Raw genomic sequence first — 22451 nt, 5'->3', positions numbered from 1 at the left:
CATTCGTCACGCATCACGCAGCGACTGCAAGGCCGGCCGTGCCAGCACGTGCCGCAAGCTCAGCCAGCCGCCGACGCCCGCGCACGCCACACCGGCCGCGATGCCCGCCGGCAGCAGCCACGGATTGAAGCCCAGATAAAACTCGAACACCCGCGTGGCCAGCACCCAGCCGATCACTTGCGCGCCCACGGCAGCCATCAAACCAGCCAGCGCGCCGACCGCGACGAACTCGGCCACCTGCACCGCCCGCACCTGTCGATGCGACGCCCCCAGCGCGCGCAGCAGCGCGGATTCTCGCATACGCTCATCGCGGGTGCCGGCCAGCGCCGCGTACAGCACCAGCACGCCGGCCGCGAGCGTGAACGCAAACAGGAACTGCACCGCACCGATCACCTGCTGCAACACGCGCTGCACCTGCGCGAGAATCGGCCCGGTATCGATCGCGGTGAGATTCGGATAAGCGGAGATCAAACCGTCGATCGTCGACTGTTTTTCCTGCGGCAAATGGAAGCTCGTGATGAAGGTTGCCGGGAAATCCTGCAACGCGGCCGGCGGCATCAGCACGAAAAAGTTGACCTTGAACGACCCCCAGTCGAGCTTGCGCACACTCGTGACCGGCGCGTCGATCTGCATGCCGGTCACGTCGAAGCGCAGCGTGTCGCCGGGCTTCACGTTGATCAGCTTCGCGAGCCCCTGCTCGATCGAGATCTGCGGCGTTGTCGATTCGCCGTACCAGCTACCGGCGGAAAGGCGATTGTCGTCGGGCAGTTCGGTCGTGTACGACAGATTGAATTCGCGGTCGACGAGACGCTTGGCGTCGTCGCCCTTGAACGAGTCCGGGTTGACTGGCTTGCCGTTGATCGCGATCAGCCGGCCTCGCACCATCGGCGCGAGCACCGTGTCGGGCACGCCGTGCGTGTTCAGATACTGCGTGACCGCCTCGCGCTGGTCAGGCTGGATATCGATGATGAATTCGTTCGGCGCATCGGGCGGCGTCGATTTGCGCCAGCCGGCCACGAGGTCGTTACGCGTCATCGCGATCAGCAGCAGGCACATCAGGCCGATGCCGAGCGCGGTGATCTGCAACGCACTCGCGCTGCTGCGCCGTTCGAGCGACGCCAGCGCATAACGCCAGCCGATCCCCGCGTTCACGCGCTCACTGCGCACGAAGCGCGCCGCGCCCCATAGCGCGAGCCGCGCGATGCACGCGAACACCAGCAAGCCACCGGCAAATCCGCCCGCGACGATACCGCCGAGCTTCCACTCGCCCGCCGCCAGAATCAGCAACGCGGCGAACAGCACGATCCCGAGCGCGTACGCCGCCCACGCGGTTCTGCCCGCCTCGCCCCATTCGCGCCGCAACACACGGACCGGCGGCACGCGCGTCAACGGCAACAGCGGCGGCAGCGCGAAACCGAGCAGCAGCACGAGGCCCGCAGCAATCCCTTGAAGCGCCGGCCATGCCGTCGGGTACGGCAGCACGACGTCGATCAGACTGCCGAGCCATGTCAGTAACGCAAGATGTCCGAGGTAGCCGAGCGCCACGCCGAACGCGCCGCCGATCAAACCCAGCCCGACGAATTCGAGCGTGAACAGCGCGCGCAACGTGGTCTGGCTGACGCCGAGGCAGCGCATCGCCGCGCAGCCATCGAGGTGCCGGCGCATGTAGCGATGCGCGGCCATCGCGATCGCCACCGCGGCGAGCAGCGCGGTCAGCAGAGACACGAGCGTGAGGAAGTGGCTCGCGCGGTCGAGCGTCTGACGCACTTGCGGCTGGCCGTCCTGCAAAGATTCGAGCGCGACGCCGCGCATCTTGCCGCCGTCGACCTTGTCGTGTGCGAACTGCGCGAAGCGCGCGACGGCTGCGTCCGTGCCGGCCACCAGCAAGCGGTACGTCACGCGGCTACCGAAAGTGATGAGGCCGGTCGACTGGAGTTCGTCGGCGCGCAACATCAGGCGCGGCGAAAAATTGACGAACGAGAAGCCGCGATCCAGTTCGCGCGTGATCACCGCGCCGATTCTGAAATTGCGATTGCCGACCTTCACGCTATCGCCGACATGCAGCTTCAAAGCATCGAGCAACGCCTGGTCGACCCATACGGTGCCAGGCGGCGGAATCGCCTGCGTCGCATGATCCGGTGCGCCCGGCGCCGCGGCGATCTGCAACGCGCCGCGCAGCGGATAACCGGGCGACACGGCCTTGACCGCGGCAAGCCGCGACACGGGCTGCGCGCCGGTCGAATTGATCATGCTGGGGAAGATCGCCGTGCTGGCCGTATTCAGGCCGAGGGCTTGCGCTTGCTGCGCGAACTGCGGATCGACGGGATGATCGGCGCGGACGATGAAGTCGGCGGCGATCATCCGCCGCGCGTCGCGCTCGAGTCCTTGATGCAAGCGATCGGCGAGAAAGCCGACACTCGACAACGCCGCGACGGCCAGCACCAGCGCCAGCAACAGCATCGTCAACTCGCCCGCGCGCCAGTCGCGCGCCGTCATGCGGATGGCCTGGCGCAGCACGCCGATGCCGCCCAGGCCGCGCGTCGACTTTGCGTCAGTGCGCGCCGTGGAACTCCTTACCGTATCGCTCAATCGTGCCTGCTCCTGGCAAAGCGCGACACCATATGGGTCGCCATCCCGCGAAAACCGCCCTGCACGCCGCGCCAAAGCCGCGGCAACGCCCAGCCGGCCAGCATCAGGAAACCCACCATCAGCACCAGAAACAACAGCGGCACGAACAGCGCCAGCAACATGCCGCCGAACACGAGACCATCCTCGGCAGTGGACGTGACGACGTTCGACACCGGTTCCGGCGACAGGTTGATCAAGGCCCGCGTGCCCGCTTTCGCGAGATGCGCGGTGCCGGCCAGCGTGCCGCCCGCCAGCGCGGCAACGGTCAGCAGCGCCGGATCGGCATGGCCGAGCGCGCCGGCGGCCAGCACGGCGCCGGCCGGAATGCGGATGAAGGTATGAATGGCGTCCCACAGCGAATCGAACGCGGGGATCTTGTCGGCGAGAAATTCGGTGAGCGTCAGCACGGCCGCGACGCCGATGACCCACGGCGACGACAGCGCGGACAGCGTATCGGGAAGATGGATGAAGCCGAGGCGTTCGAACACGCCGGCCAGCAGGACCGTCAGATAGAGGCGCAGGCCGCTGCCCCATGAGAGGCCCGCAGCGAGCGAAAGTGATTCAAGCATGGCCGCCTCCAGGCGCGCTGTGCGTGCCGGGCGCTTCGACGGGCAAGACGGCGGAAGCCACCGCATCGAAGTCGTCAGACCCGCGCCAAGCCGGCCGCGCCGAGTAGGCCGCGGGCAATGTCAGGTTGGATTCCATCTCATTATAGCCACGTTAATTCGCAGAACGCAGAGTGGCTGACAAATGGCGGACTCTAACAGGTACGGGCCGAAGGCGGCGGAATGGGCGAAGCGCCCCGGCATCGCGCGGCGATCAGTGCCCCGACGACAACTTCAGCCCGATCAGACCGATCACGATCAGCGCCGCACTGGCCACGCGAGCCACCGTCAACGCCTCGCCCATCATGACAATGCCGAAGATGAACGCGCCGACCGCGCCGATCCCCGTCCACACCGCGTACGCGGTGCCGAGCGGCAGCTGGCGCATTGCCATGGCGAGCAACACGAAGCTGCCGAGCGCGGTCACGACCGTGAAAACGGACGGCCACAAGCGGGTGAAACCTTCGGAGGTTTTGAGGCCGGCCGCCCACGCGACTTCGAGCAAACCGGCAATCAGCAGAAGAATCCAGGACATGAGACAGCTCCATGGTCAGATGGGGCCGTCCCCGTTCGTAGCAGATGCGTAAGGCCGTCCTTACGATTCGTAATTATATCAAGACAGGCGGCGAGTCCGTTGTGGCGGGGCACCACGAGCGTCTCCGCACTCGTTCAACAGCGGCTCATGACGTTGTCAAACCGCCCCGACCAGCCGATAACCGACGCCCGTTTCCGTGATGATGTGCTCCGGCTGCGCCGGGTCGCGCTCCAGCTTGCCGCGTAGATGCGCCATATAGATGCGCAGGTAGTGATGGCTCTCGACGTGCGACGGCCCCCACACATCCTTCAGCAATTGCCGGTGGGTAAGCACCCGGCCGGCGTGACGCACCAGCGTGGCGAGCAGGCGGTACTCGATCGGCGTCAGATGGATCGCGACGCCGTCGCGACTCACCTGCCGCAGCGCCAGATCCACCGCCACAGCGCCGAAGCGCACCAGCGGCGATTCGCTCGCGCCGCCCTGATTGCGTCGCCGCATATGCGCGCGAATCCGCGCCAGCAATTCGGATACGCCGAACGGCTTGGTCAGGTAATCGTCCGCGCCGGCATCGAGTGCGGCGACTTTCTCGCTTTCCTGGGTGCGCGCCGACAGCACGATCACCGGCAGCTCGCTCCAGCCGCGCAATTCGCGGATCACGTCGAGGCCGTCGGTGTCCGGCAGGCCGAGATCGACGATCACCAGATCGGGCTTGCGCGTCGCGGCTTCGACGAGACCCTGCTTACCGGTTTCAGCGTCGTGCACGACGATGCCTTCGCCTTCCAGCGCGGTGCGCACGAAGCGGCGGATCTGCTTTTCGTCTTCGATCAGAACGACGGTGATGCTTGGGTCACTCATGGGCAGGCTTCGTCAGCAGGTTAGGCGGTGATGGGAGTTCGAGCGGTGTTCCGGACAGCGGATCGGGCGGCAAATCGGGCTGCAAATCGGGCTGCAACGCGTCCAGTCCTTCTTCTTCCAGCGCTTCGGGCGCTTCCGGCGGCGTTTCCACCGGCAGCGTGAACCAGAAGCGCGCGCCTTCGATGCGGCCGTCCGACGCCGTCCGGTTGAGCGCGCCGATTGTACCGCCGTGCGCTTCCACGATCGCGCGGCAGATCGCGAGGCCGAGACCGATACCGGGCTTAGCCGACTCTTTCTCGCCGCGCGTGAACTTCTCGAACACGCGCGCTTCCATGCCGACCGGCAGGCCCGGACCGGTATCGTCGACGGCCACGCGTACGAACGACTTGCCGTCCGCGTCGAGCGGTTGCGCGCTGATTGTCAGCGGCGTGTCGGGCGCCGTGTATTTGGCTGCGTTCTCGAACAGGTTCGAGAACAGCCGCTCCATCAGTACCGCGTCGAGTTGCAACAGCGGCAGATCGGCAGGCAGCTTCACCTGCACCGGATGCCTGGCCAGCACGCGCCGGCACGCGCGCAGCGCAGCGCCCACGGTTTCTTCGAGCAACGTCCATTGCCGATTCAATTGCAGACTGCCCGCCTGCAAGCGCGCCATGTCGAGCAGATTCGTGACGATGCCGGTCATGCGCAACGCCTCTTCATGGATCGCTTCGACGAGATCGTCGCCGGGTTGAGCCTCGGCGTGCGCATCGCGCGATTGAGCGAGCATCGACGAGAAGCCGACGATCGTCGTCAACGGTGTGCGCAAGTCGTGCGAGATCGCCGACAGCAATGAATTGCGCAAGCGCTCCGATTCCATATTGACGAGCGCATCGCGAGCGATGTCGACGTAATGCACGCGCTCCAGCGCAAGCGCGATCTGCGCAGCAAACGCATCGAGCATGCGCTGCTGCTCGGGCACGTCGAGTTCACGCTCGTCGCGCATCACCACCGCGAGCACGCCGCGCGTGCGCATCGGCGCCTTCAGCGGCAGATAAAGCGCGGCGGCGGCCGGCAGCGTATCGGTGCCGTGGCCGGCCGGCTTCTGCTGATCGTAAACCCATTGGCCGACGTCGCTGTCGAGCATCTCGCCTTCGAGCGTGATCGCCGCGTCCGGGTCTTCGATTTTCTGCTTCACCTGATCGACGCTGTCCGGCAACAGAATCGCGACGCGCGCGCCGAACACTTCGCTCACGTGGCGACTGCCGATGCCGACGATCTGCTCGGTGGTGAGCGCCGCGGCCAGCTCGCGCGCCATCGCGTACATCGCACCGGTGCGCTGCTCGCGGCGGCGCGCGACACTTGCTTCGCGGCGCAGGCTCGACGTCAGGTGACTGATCACGAGCGAGGTCAGCAGCATGCCGATAAAGGTCAGCAAATACTGCGTATCGGACACCGACAACGACATGCGTGGCGGCACGAAGAAGAAATCGAACGCGGCCACGCTGAGAAACGACAGCACGACACCCGGCCCGCGCCCCAGCTTCACCGCGGTGAAAATCACGCCGAGCAGATACAGCATCACGAGATTGGCCAGATCGATATGGTCGATCAACTGGCTCGCGAGCGCGGTGATCGCCGCGCAGATCGCCACGGCCAACCCATAGGCGCGCGGCGGCGAGCGGCGCTCGCGCGCCGTGCTCAATGCGTCGCGCCACGCGTTCGCGGTGGTGTTCAACAAGTGCCGATGCTCGCCGCCGTCGCGTTCGGCCGACGCGCGGATCAGCGTGAGATCGAGGTCGCCCGCGCTTTCGGCGATGCGCTCACCGAGCGGCCGGCGCAACCAGCGCTTGAGGCCGGTGCGCGCCGAAGCGCCCGCCACCAGCTTCGACACGTTGCGCGCCTGCGCATAGCCGACCAACGCGGCGACCGCATCGGCGCCGGCCAGCGTCGCGGTTTCGGCGCCGAGTTCGGCGGCCAGCTTCAACGCGTTCAGCGTGCGTTCGCGGCGTGCATCGGGCAAGCGCTGCAACGCGGGCGTTTCCACATACACCGCAATCCAGTCGGCCTTCAGGCTGGCGGCGAGCCGCGCCGCCGCGCGCACCAGCATCGGCGCTTCCGGGCCCGGCCCGACGCACACCAGCAGGCGTTCGCGTGCCTGCCAGATGCGCTGGATCGAACGGTCGGCGCGGTACTCGCGCATCTGCGCATCGACGCGATCGGCGGTGCGGCGCAACGCCAGCTCGCGCAGCGCGATCAGATTGCCCTTGCGAAAGAAGTTGCGCACCGCGCGCTCGGCCTGCTGCGCCATGTACACCTTGCCGTCGCGCATCCGGTCGAGCAGTTCCTCGGCCGGCAGATCGACCAGCGTGACTTCGTCGGCGCGGTCGAACACGCGGTCCGGCACCGTCTCCCACACGCGAATGCCGGTGATCTGGCCGATCACGTCGTTCAGGCTTTCAAGGTGCTGGACGTTGACCGTTGTATAGACGTCGATGCCCGCGTCGAGCAGTTCGTAGACGTCCTGCCAGCGTTTCAGATGCCGCGCGCCCTGCACGTTCGAATGCGCGAGTTCGTCGACGAGGATCAGTTGCGGCTTGCGCGTCAATGCGGCGTCGAGATCGAATTCGCCGAGCTTGCGGCCGCGATACTCGATATGCGCGAGCGGCAGCACGTCGAGATCGGCGAGCAGCGCGGCGGTTTCACTACGGCCATGCGTTTCGACGATGCCGACCAGCACGTCCGTGCCTTCATCGTGACGGCGGCGCGCGGCCTGCAGCATCGCGAAGGTCTTGCCGACGCCTGCCGACGCGCCGAAAAAAATCTTCAGCCTGCCGCGCTGACGCTTTTCTTCGTCGCGTTGCAGCTTGTCGAGCAACTGGTCAGGATCGGGGCGGTTCATGCTCATTGGTTTTCATAGTGAGGCGAGCGGCGGTGTGCGCATGGTGGCACGGCGGCGGCCGGTCCGCAAATCGCGGACATGGGCGATGACGCAATCGCGAAGCGTCGCCGCGGCAACGACAGCCGCGCAAAAGGCAAAGGCGGCGTCCCACGGACGCCGCCTTTGCCGACCAGCGCGTTCAACCCTGTTTCAGTTGATCCAGTGCGAGATTCAATTGCAGCACGTTCACACGCGGTTCACCGAGAACGCCGAACTGGCGGCCGGTCGTATAACGATCGACCAGCGCCTGCACGTCGTTTGCCGCGAGCTTGCGCGCTTTAGCGACACGCTCGATCTGATACGCGGCCGCTGCCGGGCTGATCTCCGGATCGAGACCGCTACCCGACGAAGTGACCAGATCGACCGGCACCGGCTTCGACATATCGGTACCGGCCGCCTTCAACGCGTCGATGCGGCCTTTGACTTCATCGAGCAACGCCGAGTTGGTCGGGCCGAGGTTCGAACCACCCGACGACTGCGGGTTGTACGGCATCGGGCTGGTTGCCGACAGACGGCCCCAGAAATACTGCGGCGCGTCGAACTGCTGGCCGATCAGTTTCGAACCGACCGCCTTGCCGTTCTGCTCGAGCATGCTGCCGTTGGCCTGATCGTGGAAGGCCGCCTGACCGACCGCGGTCATCACGGCGGGATAAGCGAGACCGGTGACCGCGGTCAACACCGCGAAGATCACGATCAGCGGACGGAACAGATTTTTCATGATGAGTGATTCCTCTTCTTAACTTCCGTAACTTGCGTTACTTCCGGACCGGCGGCTCAAACCCAGCCGAACGCGGCCAGCACCATATCGATCAGCTTGATGCCGATGAACGGCACGATGATCCCGCCCAACCCGTAGATCAACAGATTGCGGCGCAGCAGGACCGCGGCACCGAGCGCCCGATAACGCACGCCCTTGAGCGCCAGCGGAATCAGCAGCACGATGATCAGTGCGTTGAAGATCACCGCGGACATGATCGCGGACGCCGGCGTGGCCAGATGCATCACGTTCAATGCGTTCAGCGCCGGATAGGTGGTGGCGAACGCGGCCGGGATGATCGCGAAGTACTTGGCCACGTCGTTCGCAATCGAGAACGTGGTGAGCGAGCCGCGCGTCATCAGCATCTGCTTGCCGATCTCGACGATCTCGATCAGCTTGGTCGGGTTCGAATCGAGGTCGACCATGTTGCCGGCTTCCTTCGCCGCCTGCGTGCCGGTGTTCATCGCCACCGCGACGTCGGCCTGCGCGAGCGCCGGGGCGTCGTTGGTGCCGTCGCCGGTCATCGCGACCAGACGGCCTTCGGACTGATGCGCGCGGATCGTCGCGAGCTTGGCTTCCGGCGTGGCTTCGGCGAGGAAGTCGTCGACGCCTGCTTCGGCCGCGATCGCTGCTGCGGTCAAACGATTATCGCCCGTCACCATGATGGTCTTGATGCCCATCTTGCGCAGTTCGGCGAAGCGTTCCTTGATGCCGCCCTTCACCACGTCCTTCAGTTCGATCACGCCGAGCACGCGCGCGCCCTGCTCGCCCTTCTCGGCGACCACCAGCGGCGTGCTGCCGCGGCGTGCGACTTCCGCGACCGCGTTGCTGACTTCGTTCGGGAAACGACCGCCGTGCGCTTCGACATAGTTCTTCACTGCGTCGGCCGCGCCCTTGCGAATTTCGCGGCCCGGCAGATCGACGCCGCTCATCCGCGTTTGTGCGGTGAACGCGAGGAACACTGCGTGCAGCGACGCCATATCGCGCTGACGGATGTTGAAACGTTGCTTGGCCAGCACGACGATGCTGCGGCCTTCCGGCGTTTCGTCGGCGAGCGACGAAAGTTGGGCGGCGTCCGCAAGCGCTTCTTCGTTCACACCGGGAGCCGGCACGAACTGCGATGCCTGACGATTACCGAGCGTGATCGTGCCGGTCTTGTCGAGCAGCAGCACGTCGACGTCGCCGGCGGCTTCCACTGCACGGCCCGACGTGGCGATCACGTTGGCCTGCATCATGCGGCTCATCCCGGCCACACCGATCGCGGACAACAAGCCGCCGATGGTGGTCGGAATCAGACACACCAGCAGCGCGACCAGCGCCGTGATCGTGACCACGTGACCCGCTTTCGCGGCTTCGACGGAGAAGATCGAGAACGGCAGCAGCGTGGCCGTAGCCAGCAGCATCACGATCGTCAATGCGACCAGCAGAATCGTCAGCGCGATTTCATTCGGCGTCTTTTGACGCTTCGCGCCTTCCACCATCGCAATCATGCGGTCGAGGAACGCCTCGCCCGGATTGGCCGTCACCCGCACGACGATCCAGTCCGACAGCACGCGCGTGCCGCCCGTCACCGACGAAAAGTCGCCGCCCGACTCGCGGATCACCGGCGCGGATTCGCCCGTAATCGCCGATTCGTCGACCGACGCGACACCGTCGATCACTTCGCCGTCGGCCGGAATCACGTCGCCGGTTTCCACCAGCACGACGTCGCCTTTACGCAGATCGGACGCCGTCAGAATGCGGATCGGCGACTTCGGATGCGGCTCGTTGAGCTTCTTCGCCATCACGTCTTTCTTCGCGCTGCGCAGCGACGCGGCCTGGGCCTTCGAGCGGCCCTCGGCGAGCGCCTCGGCGAAGTTGGCGAACAGCACCGTGAACCACAGCCACAAGGTGACCGCGAGAATGAAACCCGCGGGCGCCTCGGCCTGGCCGCCGAGTGCGGCGATCCAGAGAATGGTCGTCAGAATGCTGCCGACGTACACGCAGAACATCACCGGATTGCGGAACTGCGTGCGCGGCGTGAGCTTTTTGAAGGAGTCCACGATCGCCGGGCGCAGCAGCGCCGGATCGAACATGGACCTCGTTGCATTATGTTCAGTCATTGAAACCTCGAATATCCCGTTATCGCGTGACTTGAGTCAGTTCGGTCGCTGGTTTGACGAGCGGCCTCAATGGGCGCCCATCATGATCAGATGTTCGACACCAGGACCCAGCGCGAGCGCAGGCACATAAGTCAGCGCGCCGACCAGCAGCACCGTGCCGAGCAGCAGCACGACGAACAGCGGGCCATGCGTGGGCAGCGTGCCGCCGGTCACACCGATACGCTTTTTCGCAGCGAGCGAGCCGGCAATCGCGAGCACCGGAATGATCGTGCCGAAGCGGCCGAACCACATTGCGATACCCGTGAGCCAGTTGTAGAACGGCGTGCTCACTGTCAGGCCGGCAAAGGCGCTACCGTTGTTGTTGGCCGCCGAGCTGAACGCGTACAGGATTTCGGAGAAGCCGTGCGCGCCGGGGTTGGCGATGCCGGCTTTGCCCGCATCGGTCAGCACCGCGATCGACGTACCCACCAGCACCAGCAGCGGCGTGAGCAGCACGACGATCGACACCATCTTCATTTCGTACGCTTCGATCTTCTTGCCGACATATTCAGGCGTACGACCGATCATCAGGCCCGCCACGAACACAGCCAGCAACGCGAACACGAGCATCCCGTACATACCGGAACCCACGCCGCCGAAGATCACTTCGCCCAGTTGAATCAACAGCATCGGATAGAGGCCGCCGATCGGCGTCAGCGAATCGTGCGTATTGTTCACCGCGCCGCACGAGGCCGCCGTGGTCGCTATCGTGAAGATGCCCGACTGTGCGATACCGAAGCGCGTTTCCTTGCCTTCCGCGTTGCCGCCCGATTGCAATGCATTTGCCGATTGATCGATATTCAATGCGGTAAACGCCGGGTTGCCCGATTGCTCCGCACTGATTTCGCCGAACACGCAGACGCCGAACGCGATCGTCATTGCCGCGAGCACGGCCACGCCCTGCTTGCGATCCATGATCATCCGGCCGAACACCAAAGCCAGCGACGCCGGAATGAGCAGCATCGCGAAGATCTGCAGGAAGTTCGAGAACGGTGTCGGGTTTTCGTACGGATGCGCCGAGTTGCCGTTAAAGAAGCCGCCGCCGTTGGTGCCGAGCATCTTGATCGCTTCCTGCGAGGCGACCGGACCCATCGCGAGGGTCTGCGTCTTGACCGGCGTATCGACCGTCACCGGATTGCCCTTCGCGTCCTTCACCGGATTGCCTTGTGCGTCGAGCTTAGGCGCGGCATAGGTGGTGGTTTGCAGCGTCGGTACGTCTTCGTACGCCTTGAAGTTCTGGATCACGCCCTGGCTCATCAGCAGCGCAGCGAGGATCACCGACAGCGGCAGCAACACGTACAGCGTCACGCGTGTCAGGTCGACCCAGAAGTTGCCGATGGTTTGTGCCGTGTGACGCGCGAAACCGCGAATCAGCGCGATCACCACCACGATACCGGTGGCGGCCGACAGGAAGTTCTGCACGGTCAGGCCGAGCATCTGCGTCAGATAGCCGACGGTCGATTCAGGCGTGTAGTCTTGCCAGTTCGTGTTCGTCACGAAGCTGACGGCCGTATTGAACGCGCCGTCGACCGTCATCGGGCCGAACTGCTGCGGATTGCCGGGCAGCCAGCCTTGCACGCGCAACAACACGTACAGGAACAGCGTACCGAGCGCGTTGAACGCGATCGTGGCGATGGCGTAGTGCTTCCAGCTCATTTCCGCCGACGAATCGACACCCGCGATGCGATACAACAGGCGCTCCACGGGACCGCCGAAACGGACCACGCGAGAGGTGCCGTCCATCACGCCGCTGATATAGCGAGCCATCGGCACCGCGCCAATCAGCAGTACGACGATGAAAAGTCCCGCTTGAAGGACATTGTTCGAGTTCATTCAATGTCCTCCGCGCGCAGCAGCGCATAGACCAGGTACACGAACAGCAGCGCGGTAGCCGCGCCCGACAACCAGAGGATCCAGTTCATGAGCGCGCTCCCTGACCGCGACGGAACTGCATCAACTTCTCGCAGCCCGCAATCAAACCAAAGGTCAGCGCGAAAAACAGCACCAGCCCCCCGACATACAGCACATCCATTTTTGTTCTCCATACACGGACTTTGGATAGGTCGAACGTTATGCCGATCCGCGTAAAGGGCTGGTCAAAGATGGAGAGGGGGGTGTAAAAATCGCGTAAACGGAAAAGGCCGTTTCCTTGTCTGAAGAAACGGCCTTTGACTGTGAGGCTTGGGCTTGCGCCCCTGGCGACGCGCTGCGCGTTACGGTATCAGAATCGTCGAACCGGTGGTGCGGCGCGCTTCGAGTTCGGTGTGCGCGTTGCTGACGTCGGCGAGCGCGTAACGCTGATTGATGCTCGTCTTCACCTTGCCCGACACCAGCACGTCGAACAGCTCCGCCGACATCGCCTCGTAATCGGCGCGTTTGCCGATATAGGTGAAAAGTGTGGGGCGCGTAAAGAACAGCGAACCGCGTCCGGCGAATTCCGACGAATCGATCGGCGGCAACGGGCCCGATGCATTGCCGAAGCTCACGAACATGCCGAGCGGCGCGAGACAATCGAGCGAAGCCGCAAACGTGTCTTTGCCGATCGAGTCGTACACCACCGGCACACCCGCGCCATTCGTGATCTCGCGCACGCGCTTCGTGAAGTTCTCACGCGTGTAGACGATCGCGTGGTCGCAGCCGTGCGCCTTTGCGATCTCGGCTTTTTCGTCGGAGCCGACCGTGCCGATCACCGTCGCGCCCAACGCCTTCGCCCATTGGCACACCAGCAAACCGACGCCGCCTGCCGCCGCCTGGATCAAAATCGTGTCGCCGGCCTTCACCGGATACGTGCGGCGTAGCAGATATTGCGCGGTCAGGCCTTGCAGCATCACCGAGGCCGCCTGCTCGTCGCTCAGCGCGTCCGGCACCTTGACCGCCTGCGCGGCCGGCAGCACCCGCTCCTGCGTGTAGGCGCCAGGCGGACGCGCCACATACGCCACGCGGTCGCCGGCCTTCAGATCCGCGACGCCCGAACCCACTGCGGTCACGACGCCTGCTGCTTCCATCCCAAGACCGCCGGGCAACGGCAGCGGATACAGGCCCGTGCGGAAATACACGTCGATGTAGTTGAGTCCGACTGCCGTCTGCCGGATGCGGATTTCGCCCGCGCCCGGATCGCCTACTTCGACGTCGACCCATTTCATCACTTCCGGGCCACCGGTTTTATCGAATCGGATTGCTTTGACCATCATGCCTCCTTGATGTGTGATCCTGCTTGATCGTAAAGCGCGCTTGCGCTTGCGTTCGCCTTCATTCAGACCTGTTGCGTCAGGCGCAAGGTCAGCACGTCCAGAATCATGCGCGCGGTCGAGATGTTGGTCGCGCACGGAATGTTGTGCACGTCGCACGCGCGCACCAGCGCGTTGATGTCCGGTTCGTGCGGCTGCGGCGTCATCGGGTCGCGCAGAAAAATCACCATGTCCACGCGCCCTTCCGCGAGTTGCGCGCCGATCTGCAAGTCGCCGCCATGCGGGCCCGACAACATGCGCTCGACCGTAAGACCATGCGCGTCGCCGATCCGCGTGCCGGTCGTGCCGGTCGCGACGATTTCGCAGCGCCGCAGCGTCTCGACGTATTCGCCGGCCAGTTTGACGATGTCGTCTTTCTTGTGATCGTGCGCGATCAGCGCAATGCGGGTGGTCATGACGTTAAGACTCCTGAAACCGTTGTGATTGTCGTTGTTGTGGTGCTTGTGGTGCCTGCGGTGCCTGCGGTGCCGATCACGCGTTCGCTGTCGACGAACCGACGGGAAAAGCGCCCGCTCAGAAAGTGCCCGGATAGGCGCCGCCGTCGATCAGCCAGTTCTGCCCCGTGATGTAGCCGGCATGCACGCTGCACAGGAACGCGCACGCGCGGCCGAATTCGTCGCGATTGCCGAAGCGGCCCGCGGGGATGGTTTTCATGCGCTGCTTGCGTGCTTCGTCGACGGAGATGTTTTGCGCTTTGGCTTGCGCGTTGAAGGTGGTGGCGATGCGATCGGTGTCGAACAGGCCGGGCAGCAGATTGTTGACCGTGACGCCAGTGGACGCGACATTGCGCGCGAGCCCCGCCACGAAGCCGGTCAGCCCCGAGCGCGCGCCGTTCGACAAGCCCAGCACGTCGATCGGCGCCTTGACCGCCGAGCTCGTGATATTGACGATGCGGCCGTAGCCGCGTGCGCTCATCGAATCGATGGTCGCGCGAATCAGTTCGATCGGCGTGAGCATGTTGCTTTCGAGCGCGCGGATCCAGTCTTCGTGCGTGAAGTTGCGGAAGTCGCCCGGCGGCGGACCGCCCGCATTGTTCACGAGGATGTCCGGCTGCGGGCAGGCCGCGAGTGCGGCTGCGCGGCCTGCCGGCGTGGTGATGTCGCAGGCGACCGTTTTCACTTCCACGCCGCTCTGCTTGCGAATCTCGGCGGCGGTCGCCTCCAGCGTTTCGGCGGTGCGCGCGACGATTGTCAGGTTGACGCCTTCGGCCGCGAGCGCTTCCGCGCAACCGCGCCCCAAGCCTTTGCTGGCTGCGCAAACCAGCGCAGTGCGTCCTGCGATTCCCATGTCCATGTTTGCATTTCCCTGGCCGGATGCGGCCTGAAGGTGGTTCGAATCGGGTCCGAATGCGCGCGGCAGCGGCGCTTGCCGGCTACCCGAGCGTCCTTGAGTTTCCCCCGATTCTAGAAGAATCGGGGGCGGACTGCCCTGGGCTGCTGCAATCTCCGGTATCTTCCGGCGGCACTCTTTCGGTAAACTTGCGCCGTGGCGCGCCGCGCCGGCTTTTTTCCAGCCGGCTCCGGCCGCCGATCCGATACCGGAGCCGATCCCTTTTTCCGCCGCTTGCGCCCTCGCCATGACTCAGGACAGCCGTTTTCCCAATCTCTTCATCCTCGATCACCCGCTGATCCAGCACAAGCTGTCGCATATGCGCGACCGGGACACGTCGACCCGCACGTTCCGCGAACTGCTGCGCGAAATCACGCTGCTGATGGGCTACGAAATCACCCGCAACCTGCCGATGACCACGCGCCGCATCACCACGCCGCTCGTCGACATCGACGCGCCGGTGATCGCCGGCAAGAAGCTCGCGATCGTGCCGGTGCTGCGCGCCGGCATCGGCATGTCGGACGGCTTGCTGGAGCTGGTGCCGTCGGCGCGCGTGGGCCACATCGGCGTGTATCGCGCCGACGACCACCGCCCGGTCGAATACCTGGTACGCCTGCCGGATCTGGAAGACCGCGTGTTCATCCTGTGCGACCCGATGGTCGCGACCGGCTATTCGGCAGTGCACGCGGTCGACGTGCTGAAGCGCCGCAACGTGGCGGGCGAGAACATCCTGTTCCTCGCGCTGGTGGCCGCGCCCGAAGGCGTGCAGGTGTTCCAGGATGCGCATCCGGACGTCAAGCTGTACGTGGCGTCGCTCGATTCGCATCTGAACGAGCACGCGTACATCGTGCCGGGTCTCGGCGACGCGGGCGACCGGTTGTTTGGGACGAAGAATTGATGAGGGGATAGAAACCGCTGCGGCAGCGCGCCGGAAAGGCGGCCGCCGGGCGAGTTTTTTCGAATTACGCCGGCACGATTGACAGCTCGAGCCGCATGCCGAGCGCGGCCAGCGCGCTTGCGATCGTGTCGATCTTGGTCGCGTGACCGAGGTTGATCACCCGCTGGATATCCTGCGCACGCGTATGCAGGCGCCGCGCCAATTCGGAAGGCGTCACCTTTTGCGCGAGCATCTCGTTGAGCAGCAGCACCTTGGCCGCGAGGCTCGCCGGCAGCTCGATCAACGCTTCGCCGCGGCGCGGCTTTGACGGCAACGGCACCGGCCGTTTGTCCTCAAAGTAGAAATCCATCGCCGTGGCCAGTGCGTCGGCCGCCATTTCGCGTGCTTCTTCAAGCGTCTCGCCGGAAGTCAGCGCCTCCGGGATATCGCGAAAGAAAACAGTAAAGCCGGCTTCATCAGGTTCGATGCGGGCGGGATAGCGAAACATAAGTAACTCTCCGTGGTCCCTTGCAGGGAAAAACGGGGGCGCTGGTGAAGCCCCTTGCGGGGCTTGCCCCTCTATTTGCAGTTCAGTTGTTTAAGAATTGCTTTGCGAAGCGGCTCCGAAATCTCGTGAGCGGGATGCCTCGGCAGTGTGGTCTGCCGACCGTTCAGATACACCTTCAAATGTTTGCTGCCCTGTTCGAAAGTCGCTCCCTGGTCAGCGAGCCAACGTCTGAACTCGCTTTGCTTCACCGGCCCTCCTGTGTTCATGAACACAAGCGAAAATATAAACAAAAATGTTTACATTCGCAAGAGACGCAACGATACGCATAAGCATGCGTCTGGGTCGGAAAGCGGCCCGAAATAAGCGCCCACCGCCCATTTTCGCGTTATCCGGTGTCTGCCGCCCCCCTGCGGCATGATAAAATTCGAATCCGCTCAAAGAGCGGCTCAACTTGCACAACCGTCCGGCGCATCGCGCCTTCGCGCGGGGCCTGCCGGGACCGGCGCCGTGTTGGCGGTCACGCTGGCCGCATCGCCCGCCCTAACCGCGCTGCCGACCTTCGGTCCCGCTAGCCGGGACGGCCGGGCGTGATCAAGCTGAAAACGCTCTGACACCGAGCTGTTTGACATCGAGGCGCAAGCGCCCGACATCGCAACGACAATTGCACTATGCGTGCGCCCCGCTGGCGCGCGCGACGGAGAAAGGTATGGCGGGTCATTCGAAATGGGCCAACATCAAGCATAAGAAAGCAGCGGCCGATGCCAAGCGCGGCAAGGTCTGGACGCGGCTCATCAAGGAAATCCAGGTCGCGGCCCGCATGGGCGGCGGCGACATCGACTCGAATCCGCGTCTGCGGCTCGCCGTCGAAAAGGCGTACGACGCCAACATGCCGAAAGATAACGTCAACCGCGCGATCCAACGCGGCGTGGGCGGCGTGGACGGCGCAAACTACGAAGAAATCCGCTACGAAGGCTACGGCATCGGCGGCGCGGCGGTGATCGTCGACACGATGACCGACAACCGCACCCGTACGGTGGCGGACGTGCGTCACGCGTTCTCGAAGAACGGCGGCAACATGGGCACGGACGGCTCGGTGTCGTTCATGTTCGATCACGTCGGCCAGTTCCTGTTCGCGCCCGGCACGGCGGAAGACAAGCTGATGGAAGCCGCGCTCGAAGCCGGCGCCGACGACGTCGTCACGAATGACGACGGCAGTATCGAAGTGTTGTGCCCGCCGAACGATTTCCCGAAGGTGAAAACCGCGCTCGAAGCTGCGGGCTTCAAGGCCGAGCTGGCCGAGGTCACGATGAAACCTCAGACGGAAGTCGAATTCACCGGCGAGGACGCCGTGAAGATGCAAAAGCTGCTCGACGCGCTGGAAAGTCTGGACGACGTGCAGGAAGTCTATACAAACGCCGCGATCGCCGACGAATGAGCGTGCCCCGGCGGGCAGGGCATGGCGGGCAGCGACCCGTCCTCATGCCCGACCGCCGGCGCGGCCCTCGCGTCGCTGCTGAGCCGGCTGTTTGCGATCTTTCGGCATCGCCGTCCGTAGCGCCCATTGGGTGTGCATGCGGGCTCGCAAGGTGGTTTGCACCACCGCCGGTGTACTCGCCCGGCGGCGCCACGGCTGGCGGACCTTGCTGCAATTTTCACGGCTGAGCGTGCTGCTTCAGCCGTTTATGGTTTTTAAGTCTCGGGGATTCACATGAAGTTACTCGTCGTCGGTTCCGGCGGTCGCGAACATGCGCTCGCATGGAAGCTCGCGCAATCGCCGCGGGTCCAGCTCGTCTACGTGGCTCCTGGCAACGGCGGCACCGCCCAGGACGAGCGTCTGCGCAACATCGACATCACCGATCCGGCCGCGCTCGCCGATTTCGTCGAGAAAGAGCAGATCGCGTTCACGCTGGTCGGTCCGGAAGGCCCGCTCGCGGCCGGTATCGTCAACCTGTTCCGCTCGCGCGGTCTGAAGATTTTTGGGCCGAGCAAGGAAGCCGCGCAGCTCGAAAGCTCGAAGGATTTCGCCAAGGCGTTCATGAAGCGCCACGCGATCCCGACGGCCGAATACGAAACCTTCGCCGACGTCGCCGCCGCGCATGCGTATCTCGACGCGAAGGGCGCGCCGATCGTCATCAAGGCCGACGGTCTCGCGGCGGGCAAGGGTGTCGTGGTCGCGCAAACGCTGGAAGAAGCGCACGCCGCGGTCGACATGATGCTGTCGGATAACAAGCTCGGCGATGCCGGCGCGCGTGTCGTGATCGAGGAATTCCTCTCCGGCGAAGAAGCGAGCTTCATCGTGATGGTGGACGGCAAACACGTGTTGCCGCTCGCGTCGAGCCAGGACCACAAGCGTCTGCTCGACGACGACCAGGGTCCGAACACGGGCGGCATGGGCGCCTACTCGCCCGCGCCGATCGTCACACCGCAACTGCACGCTCGGGTGATGCGCGAAATCATCCTGCCGACGGTGCGCGGCATGGAAAAAGAAGGTGTCCGCTTCACCGGCTTCCTGTACGCCGGCCTGATGATCGACGCACAAAGCAACCCGAAAACGCTCGAATTCAATTGCCGCATGGGCGATCCGGAAACGCAGCCGATCATGGCGCGTCTGAAGGGCGACTTCTCGAAGGTGGTCGAGCAGGCCATTGCCGGCACGCTGGATACGATCGAGCTGGAATGGGACCGCCGTACCGCGCTCGGCGTAGTGCTGGCCGCGCACAACTATCCGGACACGCCGAGAAAGGGCGACCGGATCAGCGACATCCCGGCGGAAACCGCGGACTCGGTCACGTTCCACGCGGGCACCACGCTCAAGGACGGCAAGCTGACCACCTCGGGCGGCCGCGTGCTGTGCGTGGTCGGTCTGGCGGATTCGGTGCGCAGCGCGCAATCGGTCGCGTACGAAACGATCAACCAGATCTCGTTCGACGGCATGCAATATCGCCGTGACATCGGCTTCCGCGCGTTGAACCGCAAGCACGACCCCAAGACCGAAGGCAAGCATTAAGCCGCCTTCGCTGCCCGCAGTGTCGCGCCATCGGCGCTACACTGCGGGTTTTCGCAGCCGATCCGGCATCGGCCGCAGGCAGCGCGCCACGCAAGGTTTGCGGCGCGAACCACCGTACCACGGGCCATCGCGGCAACGCTGCCGAAGGTCCGGTCGTCCTCCTTACATAGAACTGGCGGCACCGCGCACGTGCCGCTCCCGGCATCCGCATTCATGACTGATTCGAGCTACGACGCACAGGCCGTGCGCAGCTGGCTGCAAGGCCTGCAAACGCAGATCGCGGACACGCTCGGCGCGTTCGACGGCAAACCCTTCGCGACCGACGCATGGCAGCGCGCGCCCGGCGAAAAGCTGCGCGGCGGCGGCTGCACGCGGATTCTCGAAGGCGGCAACTTTTTCGAGCGCGCCGGCATCGGCTTCTCCGACGTAGCCGGCGACACGCTGCCGGGCTCGGCGAGCGCGGCGCGCCCGCAACTGGCCGGCCGCGGTTTCGAGGCGATGGGTGTGTCGCTCGTGCTGCACCCGCACAATCCGCACTGCCCGACCGTGCACATGAACGTGCGCTTGCTGATCGCGACCAAGGCGAATGAAGAGCCGGTGTTCTGGTTCGGCGGCGGCATGGATCTGACGCCGATCTACGGCTACGAGGAAGATGCGCAGCACTTCCACCGCACCTGCCGCGACGCGCTGCAACCTTATGGCGCGGAGCTCTACCCCGCGTTCAAGCGCTGGTGCGACGAGTATTTCTACATCCCGCATCGTGACGAACCGCGCGGCGTCGGCGGCATTTTCTTCGACGATTTTTCGGCGCCGGGCTTCGAGCGTTCGTTCTCGATGATCCGCGACGTCGGCGAGGCGTTCCTCAAAGCGTATCTGCCGATCATCGAAAAGCGCCGCAACATTCCGTACGGCGAGGCGGAGCGCGATTTCCAGGCTTACCGGCGCGGACGCTACGTCGAGTTCAATCTGGTCTGCGACCGTGGCACACTGTTCGGGCTGCAGAGCGGCGGACGCACGGAGTCGATCCTGATGTCGATGCCGCCTCGCGCGAACTGGCGCTACGACTGGCAGCCCGAGCCGGGCACGCCGGAAGCGCGTCTTTACAGCGATTTTCTCGTGCAGCGCGAGTGGCTGTGAGGCTTCGGCCCACACGCCGCGCGCGACCGTCACGACAAAGGATCTTCACCTGAAGCCGAACGCTCACCCTGTCGCCCTGCCTCGCCGGATCGGTTTGCTCGGCGGCACTTTCGATCCGATCCACGACGGCCACCTCGCGCTCGCGCGGCGTTTCGCCGATGTGTTGCAACTGACCGAACTGGTGTTGCTGCCGGCCGGCCAGCCCTGGCAGAAAGCGGACGTGTCGCCGGCCGTGCATCGGCTTGCAATGACACGCGCGGCGGCCAGCGAACTGGTGTTGCCGGGCGTCAAGGTCAGCGTCGCGACCGACGAGATCGATCACGACGGCCCCACGTACACGGTCGACACGCTGCAACGCTGGCGTGAACGCGAAGGTCAGGATGCGTCGATCGCGCTTCTGATGGGCGCGGATCAACTGGTGCATCTCGACACGTGGCGCGACTGGCGGCGTCTGTTCGAGTTTGCGCATATTGCCGCGGCCACGCGGCCCGGTTTCGACCTTGCGTCGATTCCGCCTGTGGTCGCAAAAGAAATCGACGCGCGCCGTGCCCGCGCCGACGTTCTGCAAGCCACCCCCTGCGGCCACTTGCTGATCGATACGACGCTTGCGTTCAACGTCTCGGCCACCGACATTCGCGCGCATCTGCGCGAACAGGTGAGCCGGCGACTCGCCCACGTGGGCGACGAACCGCAAGACCAGGCCGCGAGCCATGTCCCCGCTGCGGTGTGGGACTATATTCTTCAACATCATCTGTACCACCGGTAACCCCATGGATATTCGCAAACTGCAACGCGTGATCGTCGACGCTCTCGAAGACGTCAAGGCGCAAGACATCAAGGTGTTCAACACCAGCCACCTGACCGCGCTGTTCGACCGCGTGATCGTCGCGAGCGGCACCTCTAACCGCCAGACCAAGGCGCTCGCGTCGAGCGTGCGCGAGAGCGTCAAGGAAAACGGCGGCGACGTGATCAGCACCGAAGGCGAGGACATCGGCGAATGGGTGCTGGTCGATTGCGGCGACGCGATCGTGCACATCCTGCAACCGGCGCTGCGCCAGTACTACAACCTCGAAGAGATCTGGGGCGACAAGCCGGTGCGCATCAAACTGTCGACGCCCGATCCGTTCGGCGGCGCGCGCTCGAGCGAGCCCGACGAAGAGGAAGAAGACGAAGAAGCGCCGGTCGCGAAACCCGCGCGCAAGACGCCGGCACGCCGCAAGTAAGCGCGCCTTGTCCGCTTTACCCGCGTTGCCGCCCAGTCCACGATTGCTTGCGCGCGTGTTTGTCTGCCTGAATCCGCGCCGCCACCCGTCATGAAACTGCACATCCTCGCCGTCGGCCACAAGATGCCGGACTGGATCGCCACCGGCTTCGACGAATACGCGAAGCGCATGCCGCCCGAGTTGCGCATCGAACTGCGCGAGATCAAACCCGAGCAGCGTTCGTCGGGACGGCCTGCGGAAAGCGTGATGGCCGCCGAGCGGCAAAAGATCGAAGCCGCGTTGCCGAAGAACGCGCGCATCGTCGCGCTCGACGAACGCGGCAAGGACTGGACCACGATGCAGCTTGCCGGCGCGCTGCCCGGCTGGCAGCAGGACGGCCGCGACGTGGCGTTTCTGATCGGCGGCGCCGACGGGCTCGATCCCGATCTGAAGGCGCGCGCCGACATGCTGTTGCGCGTGTCGAGCCTGACCCTGCCGCACGCGATGGTCCGCGTGCTGCTCGCCGAACAGCTTTACCGCGCGTGGACCATCACGCAAAATCACCCCTACCACCGCGTATGAGCGGACGAGGCCGGCGGCAGTTCGCGCGCCGATAGTCTCCGTTCCCGCTGCGCTCATCGAAGCGCGCACGATGTCTGATCGAAGGCACGGCGCGCGCTCATGCAATCCGCTTCGTCGAGATCT

General features: G+C 64.7%; 22 protein-coding genes. 7 read left to right on the top strand and 15 right to left on the bottom strand.

Features of this window, described 5'->3' with window-relative positions:
* Positions 1–6 precede the first annotated feature (6 nt).
* The 13 genes from PQQ51_RS16915 to PQQ51_RS16855 all read right to left on the bottom strand — a co-directional run bounded on the left by PQQ51_RS16915 (position 7) and on the right by PQQ51_RS16855 (position 14979).
* The gene (locus PQQ51_RS16915) at positions 7–2664 is read right to left on the bottom strand and encodes an ABC transporter permease (protein ID WP_507028542.1); all 2658 of its coding nucleotides are present in this window, start codon (positions 2662–2664) and stop codon (positions 7–9) included.
* Entirely contained in the window at positions 2586–3197 is a 612-nt protein-coding gene (locus tag PQQ51_RS16910; RefSeq protein WP_408497954.1) for a DUF4126 domain-containing protein, read from the bottom strand. Before PQQ51_RS16910 ends, PQQ51_RS16915 begins: the two co-directional genes overlap by 79 nt.
* A gap of 250 nt (positions 3198–3447) precedes the next feature.
* Complete coding sequence (gene sugE / locus PQQ51_RS16905; protein WP_028196924.1) at positions 3448–3768, bottom strand: quaternary ammonium compound efflux SMR transporter SugE; 321 nt, start codon at positions 3766–3768, stop codon at positions 3448–3450.
* A gap of 156 nt (positions 3769–3924) precedes the next feature.
* The gene (kdpE, locus tag PQQ51_RS16900; RefSeq protein ID WP_408497952.1) at positions 3925–4623 is read right to left on the bottom strand and encodes a two-component system response regulator KdpE; all 699 of its coding nucleotides are present in this window, start codon (positions 4621–4623) and stop codon (positions 3925–3927) included.
* The gene (locus PQQ51_RS16895) at positions 4616–7501 is read right to left on the bottom strand and encodes a DUF4118 domain-containing protein (RefSeq protein ID WP_408498022.1); all 2886 of its coding nucleotides are present in this window, start codon (positions 7499–7501) and stop codon (positions 4616–4618) included. Before PQQ51_RS16895 ends, kdpE begins: the two co-directional genes overlap by 8 nt.
* A gap of 178 nt (positions 7502–7679) precedes the next feature.
* Positions 7680–8258, bottom strand: coding sequence for a potassium-transporting ATPase subunit KdpC (gene kdpC, locus PQQ51_RS16890; RefSeq protein WP_408497951.1), 579 nt, complete (start codon positions 8256–8258; stop codon positions 7680–7682).
* A gap of 56 nt (positions 8259–8314) precedes the next feature.
* Positions 8315–10399: a potassium-transporting ATPase subunit KdpB gene (kdpB, locus tag PQQ51_RS16885; protein ID WP_408497950.1), complete on the bottom strand. Its 2085-nt coding sequence runs from the start codon at positions 10397–10399 to the stop codon at positions 8315–8317.
* Between the two features lie 66 nt (positions 10400–10465).
* On the bottom strand, positions 10466–12271 hold the full coding sequence (gene kdpA / locus PQQ51_RS16880; protein ID WP_408497949.1) for a potassium-transporting ATPase subunit KdpA: 1806 nt from the start codon (positions 12269–12271) through the stop codon (positions 10466–10468).
* On the bottom strand, positions 12268–12360 hold the full coding sequence (kdpF, locus tag PQQ51_RS16875; RefSeq protein ID WP_011487462.1) for a K(+)-transporting ATPase subunit F: 93 nt from the start codon (positions 12358–12360) through the stop codon (positions 12268–12270). Before kdpF ends, kdpA begins: the two co-directional genes overlap by 4 nt.
* Entirely contained in the window at positions 12357–12470 is a 114-nt protein-coding gene (locus tag PQQ51_RS16870) for a potassium ABC transporter ATPase (RefSeq protein WP_408497947.1), read from the bottom strand. Before PQQ51_RS16870 ends, kdpF begins: the two co-directional genes overlap by 4 nt.
* A 181-nt stretch (positions 12471–12651) precedes the next feature.
* Positions 12652–13626: a quinone oxidoreductase family protein gene (locus tag PQQ51_RS16865; RefSeq protein ID WP_408497946.1), complete on the bottom strand. Its 975-nt coding sequence runs from the start codon at positions 13624–13626 to the stop codon at positions 12652–12654.
* A 65-nt stretch (positions 13627–13691) separates the two neighbouring features.
* Complete coding sequence (locus PQQ51_RS16860; protein WP_408497945.1) at positions 13692–14081, bottom strand: methylglyoxal synthase; 390 nt, start codon at positions 14079–14081, stop codon at positions 13692–13694.
* A gap of 118 nt (positions 14082–14199) precedes the next feature.
* Positions 14200–14979 carry an SDR family oxidoreductase gene (locus PQQ51_RS16855; protein WP_408497944.1) on the bottom strand — a complete coding sequence of 260 codons (780 nt, stop codon included), beginning with the start codon at positions 14977–14979 and terminating at the stop codon, positions 14200–14202.
* 283 nt (positions 14980–15262) lie between these two features.
* On the opposite strand from PQQ51_RS16855, the gene upp reads away from it, so the two are divergent.
* The gene (gene upp / locus PQQ51_RS16850) at positions 15263–15913 is read left to right on the top strand and encodes a uracil phosphoribosyltransferase (protein WP_408497943.1); all 651 of its coding nucleotides are present in this window, start codon (positions 15263–15265) and stop codon (positions 15911–15913) included.
* 64 nt (positions 15914–15977) lie between these two features.
* Here the strand turns inward: upp and PQQ51_RS16845 are convergent, their stop codons facing one another.
* Positions 15978–16400 (bottom strand): type II toxin-antitoxin system HicB family antitoxin, encoded by a 423-nt coding sequence (locus PQQ51_RS16845; RefSeq protein ID WP_408497942.1) that lies wholly within the window; start codon positions 16398–16400, stop codon positions 15978–15980.
* 71 nt (positions 16401–16471) lie between these two features.
* Positions 16472–16666, bottom strand: coding sequence for a type II toxin-antitoxin system HicA family toxin (locus PQQ51_RS16840; RefSeq protein WP_408497941.1), 195 nt, complete (start codon positions 16664–16666; stop codon positions 16472–16474).
* A gap of 440 nt (positions 16667–17106) precedes the next feature.
* On the opposite strand from PQQ51_RS16840, the gene PQQ51_RS16835 reads away from it, so the two are divergent.
* From PQQ51_RS16835 to rlmH, 6 genes are all read left to right on the top strand, one after another.
* Entirely contained in the window at positions 17107–17835 is a 729-nt protein-coding gene (locus tag PQQ51_RS16835; protein ID WP_408497940.1) for a YebC/PmpR family DNA-binding transcriptional regulator, read from the top strand.
* Between the two features lie 273 nt (positions 17836–18108).
* The gene (gene purD, locus PQQ51_RS16830) at positions 18109–19407 is read left to right on the top strand and encodes a phosphoribosylamine--glycine ligase (RefSeq protein ID WP_408497939.1); all 1299 of its coding nucleotides are present in this window, start codon (positions 18109–18111) and stop codon (positions 19405–19407) included.
* A gap of 213 nt (positions 19408–19620) precedes the next feature.
* Complete coding sequence (gene hemF / locus PQQ51_RS16825; RefSeq protein WP_408497938.1) at positions 19621–20544, top strand: oxygen-dependent coproporphyrinogen oxidase; 924 nt, start codon at positions 19621–19623, stop codon at positions 20542–20544.
* A gap of 49 nt (positions 20545–20593) precedes the next feature.
* Entirely contained in the window at positions 20594–21310 is a 717-nt protein-coding gene (locus PQQ51_RS16820) for a nicotinate-nucleotide adenylyltransferase (RefSeq protein WP_408498021.1), read from the top strand.
* Positions 21311–21314: 4 nt separating this feature from the next.
* Positions 21315–21767, top strand: a complete 453-nt coding sequence (gene rsfS / locus PQQ51_RS16815; RefSeq protein WP_408497937.1) for a ribosome silencing factor — start codon at positions 21315–21317, stop codon at positions 21765–21767.
* A gap of 90 nt (positions 21768–21857) precedes the next feature.
* On the top strand, positions 21858–22328 hold the full coding sequence (rlmH, locus tag PQQ51_RS16810) for a 23S rRNA (pseudouridine(1915)-N(3))-methyltransferase RlmH (protein WP_093639533.1): 471 nt from the start codon (positions 21858–21860) through the stop codon (positions 22326–22328).
* Positions 22329–22451 lie beyond the last annotated feature (123 nt).

It is taken from the genome of Paraburkholderia xenovorans (genome assembly GCF_046030735.1).
Lineage (GTDB): Bacteria > Pseudomonadota > Gammaproteobacteria > Burkholderiales > Burkholderiaceae > Paraburkholderia > Paraburkholderia xenovorans_A.
Note: the sequence above shows the minus strand (reverse complement) of the source record. Positions and strands in the feature narration are given on the sequence as shown.